We start from the raw sequence: 18,135 nt of genomic DNA on the forward strand, positions 1-18,135 counted from the left end.
TTAACAAAATGAATCTTTCGGTTTTGGCACCGATAACCCGAACATCGGTCTGAGATAAAGCGCTATGAACGTTCCTGCTAGCGCCATCACGCCCCAAATGTAACCATGCAGACTAAAGGAAGCAATACCACCGAAGTAGGCCCCAATATTACAACCAAATGCCAGACGGGCACCATAGCCCATCAGCAAGCCACCGATGATAGAGGCCGTCGCATTCTTACCATTGACCTTGGACAATTTGAACAATCCGCCGGCTGTTGATGCCAGGAACGCCCCAAGAATGACACCAAGATTCAGAACTGTTGTTGAATCAGCAAAAATGGACGATTCCAGTGCAGCGGCATTGGTTCCTTGCCAATAGCCCCAGCTGGCCACATCGATTCCGAAAAACTGCGCTACTTTGGAACCCCATAACGCAAATGCCGATGTAATGCCCCACGGCGCACCACGGGTCATCAGCGTCAAAGCATTAAGTACCGCTAATACAGTGGCTGCTGCAAACAACGGCCATGATCCCCGGACAACACGTTTCCACCCGGTTGCTGACGGTTTTGCTGCCATTTTCGGAGGTCGTTTCTTTCTTTCTACAACGAGGGTAATCCAAGCGATCAGTCCGAATAACGCAATGGATAATATCCAGGCACCGGCATAGCCAAGTCCTGTTGATGTTGCGAGTGAAACAGGTTCAAATGCCGGCATATCGTCCGTCCAAAATGACAAATGATGGGCTCCTATCGTCGAGCCAATGATAAAGAATAATAGCGTGATAAACATGACAGAGTGACCGCCCCCAACGGCATAAAGGGTCCCGGATGCACATCCACCCCCAAGCTGCATCCCAATTCCAAACATAAAGGCACCAACCAAAAGACTGACGCCAACCGGTGACACATAACCGGAAACATCATCGCCAAAGAATGAATAACCGAATGCCAGAATGGGCGCGAACAATGTGACGGCAACCGCCAGCATTAACAAATGCGATCTTAACGCCTGCCCATTCCCAACACTCATCAGTCTGCGAAATGCCGATGTGAAGCCAAATCGGGCATGGAATAATGTAAACCCGAGCAGCAGACCAATGACAAGCAATAACGGCTGCACAACATTTTGCGTTGCCATAAGATAAATCATCAAAATTGCTCCGACAATCAGCCCGCCAATAATCAGCGGCATTTGCGGCTTATTCAAAGTTGTGCTTTTCTGCTGCACAGGCGCTTTCACGTCATTTATCGGTTGAACATTTGTCGTTGAACTCACTTTAAACACCCTTTTCTTATCATTTTAGTAGGTTTTACTTTCTTATCATAACGGCTGACTGATTTTGTGTCAAAAAAGTTTAGTCATCGTTTTGTTTAGGTATATAAACAATCTATTAACCATCATCCGGCATACGCTAGTGACAAAATGAAATAAGTTGTAAAGGGTGATGATAATGCAGGCAAACCAAGCCCCTCGAGGCATTTGTGTTTTTCCCGGCTACCGTTATTGCGGGCCGAGATGCAGTGGACCAGGTGCACCTGCCAATACTGTCGACGCTGCCTGCCAGGCGCATGATGCATGTTTGCAACGAGGCGGATCACCATGTTTTTGCGATCAGCAATTTCTCAGCCGGCTGCGTCCGTTAATTAATCCATATACGATAGAAGGCAGGCATGCAAGAACGATTTATAATGCTATGCGGATTGCGGCCCGTTTCAGGTGTTAATCAATCATTAAAGGATGCCATGCCATTTGACCAGAGCTGTTGTGCCGTATCTGCTATCAAGAGTCATCTTAATCATACATGTTTTGCTGATCTTCAAAAGGGGTATCGGGGTATGAGCAATAGAGGCAGCATTCATCCTTGGAGGTATCACAAATGCAAGATAATCTCGTTTGTTTTCAACATAACACCGAACAGTGCAGTTGCTCAGATGATGAATTGATCGAGGAAGTTCAAGAATTAATTTCCCGATTTCAGGATCCGGGCATATCCGAGAAAACCAGAAAAGAAATATTTAATAAAATTATTCAATTAACGGATCAGCTGACAGATTAATTGGATTGAATTTATCAACAGGTGAAAAGATCCTCCACTTCAAACAACGAAAGGTAAGTGGCGGGTCATTCACCATGCTCGTTTCCTTTGACAGACACTTAATCTACAATTGTAAAACGATTATGTAGAATAAGAAGGTAACTGATTACCTCCTCATTCCTCTCTCTTTAAGTTTTACTGTCGAAACATCGTTTTTCCCTTTAACATAATGATCATTATTTTTCGTTAAATCCTCTAATTTCCGGACAGCTTTATCAAATTCATGTTTTGTAAGTTGTTGAGTGGCTAGTAATGAACATAGCATGGCATATGCCATGGGTGTTGTGTCAATGAGTATACTTATATCAACATCTGAATTACCACTGTCTCTGATAATTGATTCAACCGATCTCTCAACGTCGGCCTTTCGCCTGGCGTCTAATGAATATAAATTATCTAAATTTTCCATGAGTATCCCCTCGCTTTGTAAGACATATATTACCAAAGTGGGATAGAATCATCCCACTTTGATAATTGTTATATTAATATTTTCTTTTCTTATGCTTTTTCCGTCGATTACCCTGATTATCTTGTACGCCGGCCACTTCGTCATCATCTTCAGCGTCTTCACCACATTCAGCTTCGGAATCGGCATCAACTTCCATATCCACATAGGAGTTCCCGCTGTTAACGACTCGAGCGATATTGATATTACGGTTTCTGTTTTTTAAATCATTTTCATTTTCGTTTTCGTTTTCATTTTCAAGCTTTATATCGCTGTCGAAATCAACCTTTGACTTTGAATCGGCATCAGCTTTAGCCTTAGCCTTTGAAAAACTGACCTCCTGATTCCCGTTTTCATCATATTGTTTCCACATACTTGGTCCCCCCTTTCACGGTTTACTGACAATGTATGCCAGTACTGTTCTGATAGGAAAGGCTTCTAACGTATGTCAATCGATGATTTGTTAGAGAATCGCTACCGCCCGAGGGTGTAAAATAATCGATATGACTTATTACGCTAAGGTTGTGCATGAAAAACCCGGAATTCGGAAATGGTTATTTTCACGAAAACCGGGTCTGATGGAAATAGTTATTTTTGGTTAAACACATTCTTCTCCAACCAACACACTGCTTCTACATGATGCGTCTGTGGGAACATATCCACCGGCTGGACTTCCTGTGTGGCATAGCCACCGTCTTCCAGTATGCGCAAATCGCGTGCCAATGTTGATGGGTTGCATGATACGTAAACGATTCGTTTTGGTTCCATGCCGAGCATGGCCTTCAGCAGTTCTTCATCACACCCTTTTCGGGGCGGATCGACGACGATCACGTCCGGACGCATGCCCTGCGCTGTCCACCATGGCATCACTTTTTCTGCTTCACCGACGTAAAACGTAGCATTTGTGATGCCATTCAATTTAGCATTTTTCTTCGCGTCATCAACTGCTTCCGGGACGACTTCCACGCCGTAAACCTTTTTAGCTTCTTGTGCCATAAACAGCGAAATAGTGCCGATTCCACAATAGGCATCGACAACGGTATCATGGCTACCAATTTTAGCATATTCCAGTGCTTTGTCGTATAGTTTCTTCGTTTGGGGCGGGTTGACTTGGTAAAAGGATCGGGCGGAGATGGCAAATTTAATATCGCCGATTTGATCGTAAATATAATCCTCACCCCAGATTGCATGGGATGTTTTGCCCCAAATGGAATTCGTTTTTCGATTGTTAATATTATGGACAATTGACTTGATGTGCGGATAAGTCTGAATTAGTTCCTTAACCAGCTCGTCTTGATGCGGCAACTCAGTTGTCCGTGTGATGATGACAATCATCGTATCGTTTGTCACCTCACCTGTACGGACGACGATATGCCTTAACACGCCGGTATCGTTCTGTTCGTCATAAGCTGAAATACCAAGCCGATCGGCTATCCGGCGTACGGCTTCCACCATGCGGTCATTCACTTCATCTTGGATATTGCACGTTTCCATACCCTCAATAATCCGGTGACTGCGTTTCTGATAAAAACCGGTCCTCAGTTCTCCATCATCCTTTTCCCCCACAGGCATTTGCACCTTATTGCGATAGCGCCATGGGTCCTCCATCCGTATGATCGGGTGAACCGGCACATCCGCCAGATGGGCAATTTTCCGCATTGCGTTTTTGACCTGTTCCTGTTTCATGTCCAGCTGCATGTCATAGCTCATATGCTGCACCTGACACCCGCCGCACTTATAAAATACATCACACGGCGGTTCTACACGTTCCGGGCTTGATTTTGTCAGGTTGAGCAATTTACCGAAACCGAAGTTCTTATTGACTTTAACGACTTTCACGTCGCCTTCTTCCCCCGGCAATGCAAATGGGACAAATAATGGATAGCCGTTAATTTTACCGACACCGCTCCCCTCATGGGTGAGATCTTCAAACTGGAGTGTTACGGTCTCGTTCTTTTTTACTGGTGCTGCTTGTTTCGCCATTGGTATCTTCCTTTTCGGGCATGAATGTGCTTCTTATCTTATCATACCCGTTTATTAAATTAAAAAGACTGCCATTCGTCAGCAGTCTTAGTTATTATGATTCGTCTCTTTTTCAACAAACTTGTCCGGCACAAAAAATTCAATATGCTGTTGCAGATTTTGGAATTCCCCGGGCAGCAGTCCGCCATATTCACCATCTATATTTAACTGCATTTTTTCATCAGTCGTTACGCTGATATTTTGGGCCTGTGTGTATATGATACGCTTGTCGTCAAGATGGGCACCTCTTACAGCAAGGCTGGCGATGCGGACAAATTCAGCCAGATTCATTTTCTTCAAAATCAGCAGATCAAAATAGCCGTCATCCAGCCGTGCATCAGGTGCAAGTTTTTCGAATCCGCCTACTGAATTGGTGTTGGAGACAAGAAACAGCATAATGTCTTCATCCAAAATTGTGCCGTCATATTCTACCCTGGTCCTTATCGGTTTTAATGACGGGAGCATTTCGATTCCCTTCACGTAGTAGGCTAACTGCCCAAGCATTGTTTTGAGCTTGCTTGGCACATCATACGTCAGTTCCGTCAGTTTTCCGCCCCCGGCAATGTTCACAAAGTAGTGCTCATTCACACGGCCGATATCGAGCAGCGTGGATTGGCCCGCCACAATGACATCAACAGCTTTTTCAATGTCACGGGGGATGCATAACGCCCTGGCAAAATCATTGGTCGTTCCGGTCGGAATGATGCCAAGTTTCGGACGATGATCCTGCTCAGCCAAACCATTGATGACCTCATTGATGGTCCCGTCGCCACCTGCTGCCACCACCAGATCAAAACGTCTTTCTACAGCCATTTTGACCGCTTCGATGGCGTCACCTTCACCTGTTGTAGCGTGTGCCGACGTTTCATAACCGGCTATTTCAAGCCGCTCCATCACCGTTGGCAACTCGCGTTTAAAGGCTTCCCGTCCGGACGTTGGATTATAAATGACCCGGGCTTTTCTCATGTTGCTCCCCCCTTCCCGCACAACAAATCAGCTTGGACACCTAACCTTCATCATAGCGCTTTTTATATCTTTTGAAAAGCTATTAACACCAAACGAGAGACTACTGCCATGAAGGTGACAGTAGTCCAATTGAATAATGCCCGTACGGGTTAATTCCACTGCAAGCTGGTCATTCGGCGAATTTGCTGTGAAGTCTGTTGTTTTTCGAGCGTATTTAGCGTTTTCGACACGACGGCCTTACCGCTTATCAATCTCCGCTTGCAAAATCTTGTTGACCATCGGTGGATTGGCCTGGCCTTTGGTCGCTTTCATCACCTGGCCGACAAGATATTTGATCGCCCGGTCTTTCCCGTTTTTATAGTCAATGATCGATTGCTCGTTTTCATCAAGGACCTTCGTGATGATTTCTGTTAGCTGACCTTCATCCGAAATTTGCACCAGTCCTTTATCTTTAACGATTTTCTCCGGAGCGCCGCCATTTTCCACCAGTTCGGCGAAAACTTTTTTAGCGATCTTGGATGAAATGGTCCCATCCTCAATCAGCTTGATCATTTTCGCCAGTGCTTCCGGCGTCAGAGCCAATTCGTCCAGCTCTTTATAATGCTTATTCATATAGGCAGAAACGTCACCCATCAGCCAGTTGGATGCTTGTTTAATGTCAGCACCGTGTTCAATCGCTTCCTCAAAGAAATCGGCCATTTCTTTATTATCGGTTAAAATACCTGCGTCATATTCTGGAAGCTCCAAATCGTCAATATAGCGCTGCTTGCGGGCATCAGGCAGCTCTGGGATTTCACCGCGGATCCGCTCTTTCCATTCCTCATCAATATAGAGCGGCACAAGATCCGGTTCAGGGAAATAGCGATAATCATCGGATCCTTCTTTGACACGCATAAGAATCGTTTCTTTTGTTTTTTCATCGTAACGACGTGTTTCCTGCAAGATTTCCCCACCTGACAGCAGTTCCTTCTCCTGACGCTTCTCTTCAAATTCCAGACCTTTTTGCACAAAGGAGAAGGAGTTGAGGTTTTTCAGTTCCGTTTTAACCCCGAATTCTTCCTGCCCGATCGGACGAATGGACAAGTTAGCATCACACCGGAGTGAACCCTCTTCCATTTTACAATCGGAAACACCTGTGTACTGGATGATATTTTTCAATTTTTCCAGATAAGCATACGCTTCCTCTGGTGAACGGATATCCGGCTCAGAAACAATTTCAATCAGCGGTGTCCCTTGACGGTTAAAGTCAACAAGAGAATGACCGTCATCCTGATGGGTCAGCTTGCCAGCGTCCTCTTCCATATGCAGCCGGGTAATGCCGATCCGCTTTTTCCCGCCATTCACGTCAATCTCAATCCAGCCATTTTCCCCAATTGGCTGATCAAACTGGGAAATTTGGTAGGCTTTCGGGTTATCCGGATAAAAGTAATTTTTCCGGTCGAACTTGGTGTCCGTCGTAATGTCGCAATTTAAGGCCATAGCCGCTTTCATGGCAAAATTGACTGCCTCTTCATTCAGGACCGGTAATACCCCTGGATAAGCGAGGTCAATTGGATTCACGTTCGCGTTTGGCTCATCCCCGAATGCATTCGGGCTTGGGCTGAAAATTTTCGATGCCGTTTTCAGCTCGACGTGTACCTCAAGTCCAATAATTGTTTCGAAGTTCATGATTTGGCACCTCCCAATTGAGGTCGTTTTGTATGATGCTCAGTTGCTTGTTCATAGGCATGTGCCGCACGATAAACCGTGCTTTCGGCAAACGGTTTTCCGATAATTTGCAGACCGATTGGCAATCCTTGTCCGGAAAATCCGCATGGAACGGAAATTCCCGGTACACCGGCCAGATTGACCGGAATGGTTAAAATATCGTTCGCATACATCGTCAATGGATCATCAACATTTTCACCAATTTTAAACGCAGGCGTCGGCGCAGTCGGTCCGATAATCACGTCATAGTCACGCAAAATGTTATCAAAGTCATTCTTGATTAAGGTGCGTACTTTTTGTGCCTTTTTGTAGTAGGCGTCATAATAACCGGAACTGAGCGCAAATGTCCCAAGCATAATCCGGCGTTTCACTTCATCGCCAAAACCTTCACTGCGAGAATAGGTGAACATGTCCATCATATTATCCGCCTTGTCGGAGCGTACACCATAACGGACCCCGTCAAAACGCGCCAAGTTGGCGGATGCTTCAGATGACGCCAGCAGGTAATACGCTGCGACAGCGTACTTGGAGTGCGGCAGCGACACTTCTTCCCACTCAGCCCCGAGCAATTCATAGACTTTTAAGGCATTCATGACTGCCTCTTTGACTTCCGGTGCGACGCCTTCTGCGAGGTATTCTTTAGGTACAGCAATTTTCATACCTTTCATGTCACCGTTCAGAGCATCCGTATATGATGGAACATCTACGTCAGCACTGGTTGAATCCATTTTGTCATGACCGGCAATCACTTCGAGCACACGCGCATTGTCCGCGACATTTCGTGTGATCGGGCCGATTTGATCAAGGGATGAGGCAAAGGCAACCAAGCCGGATCGTGACACACGCCCATATGTCGGTTTCATGCCGACAACACCGCAAAATGATGCCGGCTGGCGGATCGAACCGCCTGTATCCGAACCGAGCGAAAACAGTACCTCACCAGCTGAGACAGCAGCTGCCGAACCACCACTGGAACCGCCTGGCACATGGTCGGTGTTCCACGGGTTACGGGTCGGGTTATAGCTCGAATTCTCGGTGGATGAACCCATGGCAAACTCGTCCATATTTAATTTGCCGACTGTCACTGTTTTTTCTCTGTTCAGTTTGTCGATAACCGTCGCGTTGTAAAGCGGATCGTCGAAGTTGTTCAGAAATTGACTGCCGCATGTGGTCCGCAAGCCTTTGGTGACAATATTATCTTTAATACCGTTCGGGATGCCAAACAGACGGGCATCTGCATCCGGCGCTGCATCCAAATGTTTTGCCTGATTACGGGCATGTTCTTCATCCAGCGTCAAAAACGCCTGAACCTGACCATCAACTTCATTAATACGGTCATACGAAGCCTCAACCAGGTCTTCAGCGGAAATCTCTTTTTTATGTAACATGTCTTCCAATTGTTTGATGCTATGGTCAAATAATGCCATCATTTATTCCCTCCTTACTCCAAAATCGATGGGACACGGAAATAGCCTTCCTGCTCGTCCGGTGCGTTTTTCATTGCATCCTCTTTGGAAATCCATTCTTTCGGCTTGTCTTCGCGCAGAACATTTTTTAGATCCAGCACATGGGTCGTCGGCTCTACATTATCCGTATCCAGTTCATTGAGCTGCTCGGCATACTGTATGATTGAACTCAGATGATCTGTAAACATATCGGCTTCTTCTTCCGTAATGGCGAGCCTTGCTAAATTGGCAACATGTTTGACCTGATCTTTGGAAATATCGGCCAAGGTGAACACCTCCTGAAATTATATGGGTTTATCGTACTATCATATCATTACAATTCATTAAAGACACTTTTGATCATAGCAAAATTCGCCGTCAATAAGCAAACAAACAGAAAAAACCCGCCTCCACGCAGCAACGGGGAAAGCGGGTTTTAAATTTTTCACACCAGCCATCAGTCGTTCAATTTGGCAACAGCCTCATCATATTCTTCTGCCACCCCGGTCGATGGTTTGCCCGCCATACTGACCAATACAGCAACAATCAGGTTAAGCAGGAAACCGGGCGCAATCTCATACAAGTCGAAAACACCGCCTGACAGGATGCCACCCCAGATAATGACCGTCAAAGCTCCGGCCAGGATACCGGCAAATGCGCCATTCCTGGTGAATCTTTTCCAGAACAGGGCGAGTAAAATGGTTGGACCGAACGCCGCCCCGAAACCGGCCCATGCATAACTTACCAATTCAAGCACAGAACTTTCCGGATTCATGGCAATGACAGCAGCAATCAGGGCAATAACCAGCGTCGCCAGCCGGCCAACCCAAACCAGTTCTTTGTCTGTCGCCGCCCGCCTGAAAATCGCTTTATAAAAGTCTTCGGCGACCGCTGATGATGAGACAAGCAGCTGCGAGTCAATTGTACTCATAATGGCGGAAAGGATGGCCGCCAACAGGATGCCGGCAATCACCGGATGGAATAACAGCTGGGAAAAGGCAATGAAAATCTTTTCCGGATCGTCAAGCATTTGGACACCGTTATCCATCACAACGGTAATGCCATATTCACCTAAAACACTGACATCCTGTGTACTGATGAAGGCCAAGCCGACAAAACCGGTAAAGATGGCGCCATACAACCCCAGAACCATCCAAGTCGTGCCAATAAACCGGGCTTTCGGAACATCTTTCGGTGACCTTAATGCCATAAACCGGACGATAATATGCGGCTGGCCAAAATAACCAAGTCCCCATGCCAGAGATGAAATAATGGCCAGCATTCCGACGCCTTCAATCATATTGAGATGACCCGGACTTATATCGCCAACGGCCTGGACAGCCGTATCCCAGCCGCCCATCTGGTTAATCGCAATGATCGGCACGACAATCAGTGTTATAAGCATTAAACTGCCCTGAATAAAGTCAGTCCAAGCGACCGCCAGGAATCCACCCAGCAGCGTATATGAAACCACCACAAGGGTTCCAATCCATAAAGCTGCCTGATATTCCAGTCCGAACGACGCCTCAAACAATTTGGCTCCAGCCACCATTCCGGATGATGTGTAAAAGGTAAAAAACAATAAAATAACAAGTGCGGAAATCACCCGAAGTATATGTGAATGATCCTTGAAACGATTCTCCAGGAAATCCGGAATCGTAATGGCGTTATTGGAAACTTCCGTATAAACCCGCAGACGTTTTGCGACAATCTGCCAGTTTAAATAAGCGCCGATTGACAGGCCAATTGCCATCCAGGCTTCAGCGAGACCAGCCGCATACACAGCGCCCGGCAAACCTAACAAGAGCCATCCGCTCATGTCCGAAGCCCCTGCACTGAGCGCCGCCACCCCAGGACCTAATTTACGACCGCCCAGAACGTAATCGGATAAATTGTTCGTCATCCGGTACATGATGACACCGATTAGAAGGATACCTAGCAAATACACCATAAACGTGACTAGCGTAGCCTGGTCCATTTACTTCCGCCTCCCTTCCGTCCATAGTGTAATAGCCGATAGCAATACGATTATAGGCATCGGGATAAACATCCACATCCATGTTGCGCCCGAAATCGCATAGTCCATTTGTCGATCACTCCTCTCTGATTCATTGATCCTATTATATGTTACAACGATTGAAACTATTATAAAGTGTTGTTGTTCAGGGTTGCAAATGTGAATTAGCCGGATTAAAGACCAAAAAAACCTGAAACAGCTTTCCACACTGCTTCAGGCAAACTAAATTCATATACATATAGTAATAGGGTAAAAAAATTACTGACCTTGCGCTTCAAATAAGATTAAAAATGACTAACGTCCTGACCAACTGAAAAAATAGTAGGCTCCCACTCCATTGCAGAGTCGGCCGGCTTATCTTGTAGAGCCGAAAATCCGACTACGAGCAGAGCGCCAAACGCCACAGTTACCACTAGCTTTTTCATATTTCCCCCTCCTTTACAGGCTAATCAGTTCTTCATAAGTACTGTTAGCCAATTTGTAATATTTAACAGATTCTTTATATCTGTTATTCCCCTCGAAATGTTGTGCCAGCATGTTGGCATAAATAACCATGTTGGCATAATCCTTATGTTTCTTTAAAAAAGGTATGAATTCATCAATTACCAGCGATTCAAATTTTTCAGCTTCCTGATTGATCGCATAATTATAAGTATAGGTAATATAATAGAACAGTTGAAATGTGTCTTGATCATCAACTTCTTGTAATAATTCTAAGCTCAGCTCAACCATTTCTTTTGCCTTATCATAATGACAAATATTATAGTATTCTTTAATTAATGAAGTCTTTGCAAGGATACGTTCAAAAAAGAATATTCCTTCTTCTTTTATAATTTCCTCATAATGATAAATGGCTTTTTCGGTTTCACCTACCGTGGAGTAAAGATAACCTAAGTTTTGATTTGTTAATTGAATAACCTGTTCGTTATGCTTCAGTTCCCCCAAATGCTTGGCAAGATTATAGTTTTTAATCGCCTTATCATACATTCGGATTCTACGGTAGGAGATACCTAACACAATATGGCATTGTGCACACCGTGTAAAGTTATAGGTAATCTGATAAGTAGCAATCGCTTTATCGGCATAGTCAATCGCCTCAAGCGTATTGCGTAATTTACTGTGTGTCACGGCAATCGTGTACTGCAAATCAGCCACTTCTTCTTTTGACAAGTCCAATTGGTTCAACTTTTCTTCAGCCAGTTTATACATCCGCATTGCCTGATTAAATTCATTGTTAGCAGAATTATAATTCCCCTTAAACTTATACCAGTAAAAAAGATGCAGACTGTCAAAATTACCTGCCATTTCGGACAGTTTATTAATTTGACTTAAGGCTCTATCCATATCACCGATAACCAAAAAGTAGCGTATTTTGTATATCTCAAACATGACCAGACCGTCTGCCGAATGATTATCGTACATGAGCTCGTCCAGTTCCTGATAGAGCCGGACGATATCCGCCTGATCATGCTCTGAAGACAAAATACCAAACCATTCCTGCAGTTTTTCCCTGATCATTTCGTCTGTGCTGTTATCCAGCTGAATTCCTAGTCTGGTGCACAATAAACTGACCACATTCGGACTTGCTTCGGTTTTCTCATTTTCAATTTTTGATAAATAGGCACTTGAGACAATCCCTTCAGCCAGTTCTGCCTGGGTCATTTCCTGCTTAATTCGGTGAAGTTTGATATAGGGTCCGATTTCCATCTTTTTACCCACCCCACTAGCTGAATTTTTGAATGATTTGGTTATCGTTCTGTATATCTATCATAACATAAATTCCAAAAATTCATATTGGGAAAGTTAAGGGGTAAATATAGCGATAACCCCCTTCATAACTTGCGGACTTTCCTGAAATCAGGAAAGTTGGTTAAAAATAGCCCTTTTTCCACATACAATCATGAAAAAAAGGGCTTTTCCATTATTTTGGGTCTATTGAATTAAATGATTGACATTTTTTTCATTTATGAATCATAGATATGGACATCCGCTTGGCTACTGCCTGCCTCCCGATAAATCACACTTTCCATTTTTTCGGCGGAATTGATTTTGACTTCCAGATCATAGTAATCCTGGAACATTTCATCAACCAAACCTGACGTGTATTGCGTAAAGCCGATAACTTCACCCTTACTGTAAAACTCCAGCGGGATTTCCAACGTGAGCTTTTGCAATTCTTCGTCAATATAGAAGCCTTCACCAACGACACCTACATAGTTTGGAAAATACGTTTCAATCCGTGAACCAAAATTTTGAACTAATTGGTGTGTATCATAGTATTTTTCTTCACCTTCATCGGAAGGAAACAGAACGTTTTCTTCTTGAACGGTTTCCCACTCATCGATTGATGCCTGACCACTTTCCACGGATGTTTTGGCCACATAATTACCCGGTACCGGCGAGTTCTGGTCTTCTTCCCTGTACAGCGCGATCATGATCGGAATATCACGCATCTCTTCAATATCCCGGACGCGCTCCAGCACGGTTTGAGCAATCTCTTGTCCCTTTTCCAACATTTCTGATTGGGATATATCCTCATGATCGGGGTTTCCTTCAACTTCAAATCGATAGGTCGACTTTAACGCGATACCGATTGAAGCCCCGACCAGCTGGACGGTGTCATCCTCATTCCGCTGCAGAAAATTTTGCTCCAGAATGTGGGAAAGATACTTCGGATTGTTCTCATAATCTTCCTTTGTGGCTGTTTCCTCATTCAGCGGCGGGTTCAACGCCTGCTTTCGTGCATTTAAATCAGCTTCACTAAACGAATCCTTTTCATCTTCCACTCTTTCCTTCATTGTTTCAAGCTGCTCGTCGGTCGGATAGGTGTCCAACCAATTATATAGCATATCAGACGTTAAATACTGGCCTTCTTCAAAAAAGTATTGATCCGGATCATAATATGCTTTGGAAAGTCTTCTTAAACCTGTTTCCATCTCATCAATATCCACCCGGTTCCCCATCTGATTAATAATAACACCACGGGAAGCGCTTGGGCGATAGGGGAGGATTGTCCGATAATTTTCGTCCGACAATTTGCTTGAAACAATCGAGGTTTGCTTTTGCTGTGTCTCTTCTTCATTATTTTGGACAACCTCATCTTCATTGTTGATCGATGGTGAACAGCTTGTCAGAACCAGGATGGCGCCTGCCAGTAAGATCGCTATTTTTTTCAACACGTGTTCCACTCCTTAATCATCCAGGACTTCTCTCAGCTGCTGTTCATTCCAAATGGCCACATCAAGCTTTTTCGCTTTATCCAATTTCGAACCGGCGTCTTCCCCGGCAATAAGAATATCGGTCTTTTTACTGATACTGCCAGTAACCGAGCCACCCAGCTGCTCAATCAGCGCTTTTGCCTCTGATCGTGTAATGTTTTCCATTTTCCCCGTCAATACCACGGTCTTGCCGGAGAATGCTGTATCGTCTGCCACATCCTGTTTGGTTGGTCCTTTGTATGTCATGTTAAGACCAAGGCCGCGCAGGTCATTGAGCAGTTGATTCACTTCATCGCCTGCAAAATAACTGACGATTGAATCCGCTATTTTGTCACCCATTTCATCAATGGTAATGATATCTTCAAAAGTTGCCTGCTTTAGATTTTCCATCATTCCGAAATGGGCGGCAAGTGTTTTCGCCGCTTTGGAACCGACAAATCGAATGCCAAGTCCGAACAAAAGTCGCTCCAGTGAATTGTTCTTTGACGCCGCAATCGCCTTAAGTAGATTATCAGCTGATTTTTCACCCATCCGCTCCAGCGGCAATAAATCGTCACGTTGCAAACGGTAAATATCAGCTATTGTTTGGACCAATTTTTCCCGGAACAGCTGGATAATCACCTTTTCACCCAAACCGTCAATATTCATCGCTTCACGGGAAACAAAGTGAATCAGCCCTTCTTTTAACTGGGCGGGACAGTTTGGGTTCATACAGCGCAGGGCGACTTCTTCCTCAAGACGGACAAGTTCACTGCCGCATTCCGGGCATTCATCCGGCATAGAGAATTCCTTCTCATCACCTGTCCGTTGTTCATCGACAGCACGAATGACTTCCGGGATAATATCGCCGGCTTTTTTTACAACGACTGTATCTCCCAGACGAATGTCCCTTTCACGAATCAAGTCTTCGTTGTGCAGAGAGGCACGCTTGACCGTCGTGCCGGCTACCCGGACCGGATCCAGTAGAGCCGTCGGTGTGATGACCCCTGTCCGGCCGACGCTTAATTCGATAGCACGCAATGTGGTCATCACTTCTTCAGCGGGAAATTTGTACGCAATCGACCAGCGTGGACTTTTGGCGGTATAGCCCAGCTCCTCCTGCTGTTCGAGATTATCGACTTTGATCACAATCCCGTCGATTTCATAATCCAGTTCAGGGCGTTTTTCCTCCCAATACGTTACATAATCAATCACGTCTTCTATTGTGGCACATTTCCGCCATTGCGGGTTCGTTTTAAAACCGAGCTGCTGCAAGTAATCCAGCCGTTCACTATGGGATTCAAGTGTCCCAGTCTCCCATTCGCCAACGCCGTATAGAAAAATATCAAGATGGCGTCGGGCTGCAATTTTCGGATCAAGCTGCCGTAATGATCCAGCTGCTGCGTTGCGCGGGTTGGCAAATGGCTCATCACCGTTCTCCTGCCGCTGTTCGTTCAACTGCAAAAACGATTGATGCGGCATGAACGCCTCACCGCGTACTTCTATCGTATTTTCCTCCTGAATGGCTAGTGGTATACTGCGGATGGTCCGCAGGTTGCTCGTTATATCTTCACCGGTCGTGCCGTCTCCCCGGGTTGCACCACGGACAAATCGGCCATTTTCATACGTTAGCGACACCGCGAGGCCATCAATTTTCAATTCGCACACAAAGGAAATCGGCTCGTCGGCCCCTTCGCTGGCACGCCGGGCAAAGTCACGCAAATCACCTTCGTTAAACGCATTGCCGAGACTGAGCATCGGCACATTGTGCTGCACTTTCTGAAACGCATCAAGTGGTTCCCCGCCAACACGCTGTGATGGCGAATCGGTGGTGACCAGTTCAGGAAACACCTCTTCAAGTTTGATCAGTTCCTGCATTTTTTGGTCATATTCCGAATCGGGGACACTCGGATTATCGCGTACATAGTATTCATAACCATATTGATTCAACAGTTTTCTTAATTCCCGAATCCTTTGTTGTGCCTTCTGTTGATCCATCCATCAAGCACCTCCTACTGTTTCGTGATGGGTGCAAATTTGGCCAGCAGCCGTTTGATTCCGGTCGGCGCCGGAAATGCAATGTCAAGTTCCATTGATTCGCCTTCTCCCTGAACCTTGACGACTGTCCCAACGCCCCATTTTTTATGTTCCGCTTTATCGCCGGGACCCCAGGCCTGTGACTCAGCACCGGTCGTCTGCTGGATTCTTCCGGCCTGGCGTTTCGGTGAATCCGACTTGCTGGCCGGCTTTTCAATCGAACCATACATCGTCTGCCGTGCTTGTTCAATCCCTTCAACCAGCTCTTCTGGAATTTCGTTGATAAACCGACTGATCGGATTCATGTTCGTCCGGCCGTAAAGCGTGCGCATTTTGGCATGGGTCAGATAAAGTTCCTGCTCGGCACGGGTGATCCCGACATAAGCGAGCCGCCGCTCTTCTTCCATCTCTTCTTCGTCGAACATTGATCGACTATGCGGGAAGACATTCTCCTCAAGTCCGATCAAAAATACCACCGGGAACTCCAGACCTTTGGCGGCGTGCAATGTCATAAGTGTCACTTTTGGTTCACTGTCCGCTTCATCCTCATCAACCCGGTCAATATCGGCAATAAGCGCCAGATCTGTCAGAAAGGCAATTAAAGTTTTATCCTCGGCACTCTCCTCAAAGTCCTTGGTGACGGTTTTGAATTCCTCAAGGTTCTCAAGACGGCTTTGTGATTCCAGTGACCGTTCATTTTTCAGCGCTTCCTCATAGCCTGTCCGCTCCAAGATCGCTTCAACCATGTCTGTCGCGGTCAAAAATTCCTGTTGCTGGGCAAGCGTCTGAATGAGACTGCCGAATTCCGCCAATGCTTTGGCCGCTTTATTCGTCACACCGGTAAAATCAACCTCTTTAACGGCCTGGTAAAACGAAATACCATGTTCAGCCGCATAAGCACGAAGTTTATCAACAGTTGTTTTCCCAATGCCGCGCTTGGGAACGTTGACCACCCGTTCAAAACTTATATCATCATCCGGATTGGTAATCAGACGCAAATAAGCGGTTAAGTCCTTAATTTCTTTCCGGTCATAGAATTTAGTGCCGCCAATCATCTGATAAGCAATATCCGATTTGATCAGCGTGTCCTCAACCGCCCGGGACTGGGCATTGGTCCGGTATAAAATCGCCATATCATCAGGGGAGAACCCCATTTCACGGGTCAATGCCTGAATGTTATCTGTTATATACAGCGCTTCTTCCTGTTCGGTTGCCCCTTGATAATAATGGACCTGTTTCCCATCGTCATTTTCCGTCCACAAATTTTTCGGTTTGCGGCCGGAATTGTTGGCGATGACGTTGTTAGCCGCATCCAGAATTGACTTCGTGGAACGGTAATTTTGCTCCAGAAAAATCACCCGTGCGGATGGATAGTCTTGTTCAAATGACATGATATTCGTGATATCAGCACCCCGCCAGCGATAAATTGACTGGTCGGAATCCCCGACAACACAAAGATTCTGATACCGGCTGGCCAGCTGCTTGACCAGGTAATATTGCGCATGGTTGGTATCTTGATACTCATCCACATGAATATACTGGAAGCGGCGCTGGTAGTATTCCAGCACTTCGGGAATGCGCTTGAACAAATGAATGGTCTGCATAATTAAGTCGTCAAAGTCGAGCGCCTGATTTTTCTGCAGCGTTTTCTGATAGCGCTCATAAATTTGTGACACCTGACGCTGGAAAAAGTCCCCGACCCTTTTACTGTATTCTTCAGGCGTGACGAGTTCGTTTTTGGCAGCGCTGATTTGTCCGAGCATCGCCCGTGGATCGAATTTTTTCGGATCAATATTCAAGTCTTTTAAAATTTGTTTGATAACCGATAGCTGGTCACTACTGTCCAAAATGGTGAAATTTTGGTTGTAGCCGATCCGGTCGATATCACGGCGCAAAATCCGGACACACATGGAGTGGAACGTCGACACCCAAATCTGCTCACCACCTGCTCCAACCAGCTTGTTCACACGTTTTTTCATTTCACGGGCTGCCTTATTGGTAAACGTAATGGCCAGCACATTTCTTGGTGAAACGTCCTTTTCCGCGAGCAAATAAGCAATTCGGTGTGTCAGCACCCGCGTTTTACCACTTCCCGCACCCGCCATAATCAGCAATGGCCCGTCCGTATGTTTGACGGCCTCTTGTTGTTCTTTATTTAATCCGTTCAGTAATTCATGCATTGTTTGACTCACAATCGCACCACCTTTAGCTGATGTTCA

16 protein-coding genes are annotated in these 18,135 nt (G+C 45.6%); 2 read left to right on the forward strand and 14 right to left on the reverse strand.

The features are described 5' to 3' along the window. The gene (locus ACFQ4A_RS03725; protein WP_382397716.1) at positions 1 to 1,260 is read right to left on the reverse strand and encodes a YeeE/YedE family protein; all 1,260 of its coding nucleotides are present in this window, start codon (positions 1,258 to 1,260) and stop codon (positions 1 to 3) included. 175 nt (positions 1,261 to 1,435) lie between these two features. Here ACFQ4A_RS03725 and ACFQ4A_RS03730 point away from each other — a divergent pair, with 175 nt between their 5' ends. Both ACFQ4A_RS03730 and ACFQ4A_RS03735 read left to right on the forward strand, forming a co-directional pair. Continuing rightward, positions 1,436 to 1,708, forward strand: coding sequence for a phospholipase (locus tag ACFQ4A_RS03730; RefSeq protein WP_382397718.1), 273 nt, complete (start codon positions 1,436 to 1,438; stop codon positions 1,706 to 1,708). Between the two features lie 153 nt (positions 1,709 to 1,861). Continuing rightward, positions 1,862 to 2,041, forward strand: a complete 180-nt coding sequence (locus ACFQ4A_RS03735) for a hypothetical protein (protein ID WP_382397720.1) — start codon at positions 1,862 to 1,864, stop codon at positions 2,039 to 2,041. Positions 2,042 to 2,186: 145 nt separating this feature from the next. Here the strand turns inward: ACFQ4A_RS03735 and ACFQ4A_RS03740 are convergent, their stop codons facing one another. From ACFQ4A_RS03740 to pcrA, 13 genes are all read right to left on the reverse strand, one after another. Continuing rightward, positions 2,187 to 2,489, reverse strand: a complete 303-nt coding sequence (locus tag ACFQ4A_RS03740; RefSeq protein ID WP_382397722.1) for a hypothetical protein — start codon at positions 2,487 to 2,489, stop codon at positions 2,187 to 2,189. A gap of 73 nt (positions 2,490 to 2,562) precedes the next feature. Continuing rightward, the gene (locus ACFQ4A_RS03745) at positions 2,563 to 2,898 is read right to left on the reverse strand and encodes a hypothetical protein (protein ID WP_382397724.1); all 336 of its coding nucleotides are present in this window, start codon (positions 2,896 to 2,898) and stop codon (positions 2,563 to 2,565) included. 215 nt (positions 2,899 to 3,113) lie between these two features. Next, a complete protein-coding gene (gene rlmD / locus ACFQ4A_RS03750) occupies positions 3,114 to 4,508 on the reverse strand; it encodes a 23S rRNA (uracil(1939)-C(5))-methyltransferase RlmD (RefSeq protein ID WP_382397726.1) in 1,395 nt (464 codons plus the stop codon). Between the two features lie 87 nt (positions 4,509 to 4,595). Next, a complete protein-coding gene (locus ACFQ4A_RS03755) occupies positions 4,596 to 5,513 on the reverse strand; it encodes a diacylglycerol kinase (protein ID WP_382397728.1) in 918 nt (305 codons plus the stop codon). 237 nt (positions 5,514 to 5,750) lie between these two features. Then, entirely contained in the window at positions 5,751 to 7,181 is a 1,431-nt protein-coding gene (gatB, locus tag ACFQ4A_RS03760; RefSeq protein WP_382397730.1) for an Asp-tRNA(Asn)/Glu-tRNA(Gln) amidotransferase subunit GatB, read from the reverse strand. Beyond that, entirely contained in the window at positions 7,178 to 8,647 is a 1,470-nt protein-coding gene (gatA, locus tag ACFQ4A_RS03765) for an Asp-tRNA(Asn)/Glu-tRNA(Gln) amidotransferase subunit GatA (RefSeq protein WP_382397972.1), read from the reverse strand. The genes gatB and gatA overlap by 4 nt, the downstream gene beginning before the upstream one ends. A gap of 14 nt (positions 8,648 to 8,661) precedes the next feature. After that, positions 8,662 to 8,952: an Asp-tRNA(Asn)/Glu-tRNA(Gln) amidotransferase subunit GatC gene (gene gatC / locus ACFQ4A_RS03770; protein ID WP_382397732.1), complete on the reverse strand. Its 291-nt coding sequence runs from the start codon at positions 8,950 to 8,952 to the stop codon at positions 8,662 to 8,664. 170 nt (positions 8,953 to 9,122) lie between these two features. Next, the gene (putP, locus tag ACFQ4A_RS03775) at positions 9,123 to 10,643 is read right to left on the reverse strand and encodes a sodium/proline symporter PutP (RefSeq protein WP_382397734.1); all 1,521 of its coding nucleotides are present in this window, start codon (positions 10,641 to 10,643) and stop codon (positions 9,123 to 9,125) included. Positions 10,644 to 10,966: 323 nt separating this feature from the next. Continuing rightward, entirely contained in the window at positions 10,967 to 11,107 is a 141-nt protein-coding gene (locus ACFQ4A_RS03780) for a hypothetical protein (protein ID WP_382397736.1), read from the reverse strand. 13 nt (positions 11,108 to 11,120) lie between these two features. Further along, entirely contained in the window at positions 11,121 to 12,389 is a 1,269-nt protein-coding gene (locus tag ACFQ4A_RS03785; protein ID WP_382397738.1) for a helix-turn-helix domain-containing protein, read from the reverse strand. A gap of 257 nt (positions 12,390 to 12,646) precedes the next feature. Next, entirely contained in the window at positions 12,647 to 13,861 is a 1,215-nt protein-coding gene (locus tag ACFQ4A_RS03790) for a CamS family sex pheromone protein (RefSeq protein WP_382397740.1), read from the reverse strand. Between the two features lie 12 nt (positions 13,862 to 13,873). After that, positions 13,874 to 15,877 carry an NAD-dependent DNA ligase LigA gene (ligA, locus tag ACFQ4A_RS03795; RefSeq protein WP_382397742.1) on the reverse strand — a complete coding sequence of 668 codons (2,004 nt, stop codon included), beginning with the start codon at positions 15,875 to 15,877 and terminating at the stop codon, positions 13,874 to 13,876. Positions 15,878 to 15,891: 14 nt separating this feature from the next. Continuing rightward, on the reverse strand, positions 15,892 to 18,096 hold the full coding sequence (pcrA, locus tag ACFQ4A_RS03800) for a DNA helicase PcrA (protein WP_382397974.1): 2,205 nt from the start codon (positions 18,094 to 18,096) through the stop codon (positions 15,892 to 15,894). Positions 18,097 to 18,135: the final 39 nt, after the last annotated feature.

This window comes from Lentibacillus salinarum (assembly GCF_042679865.1).
GTDB classification, from domain to species: Bacteria; Bacillota; Bacilli; order Bacillales; family Amphibacillaceae; genus Lentibacillus; species Lentibacillus salinarum.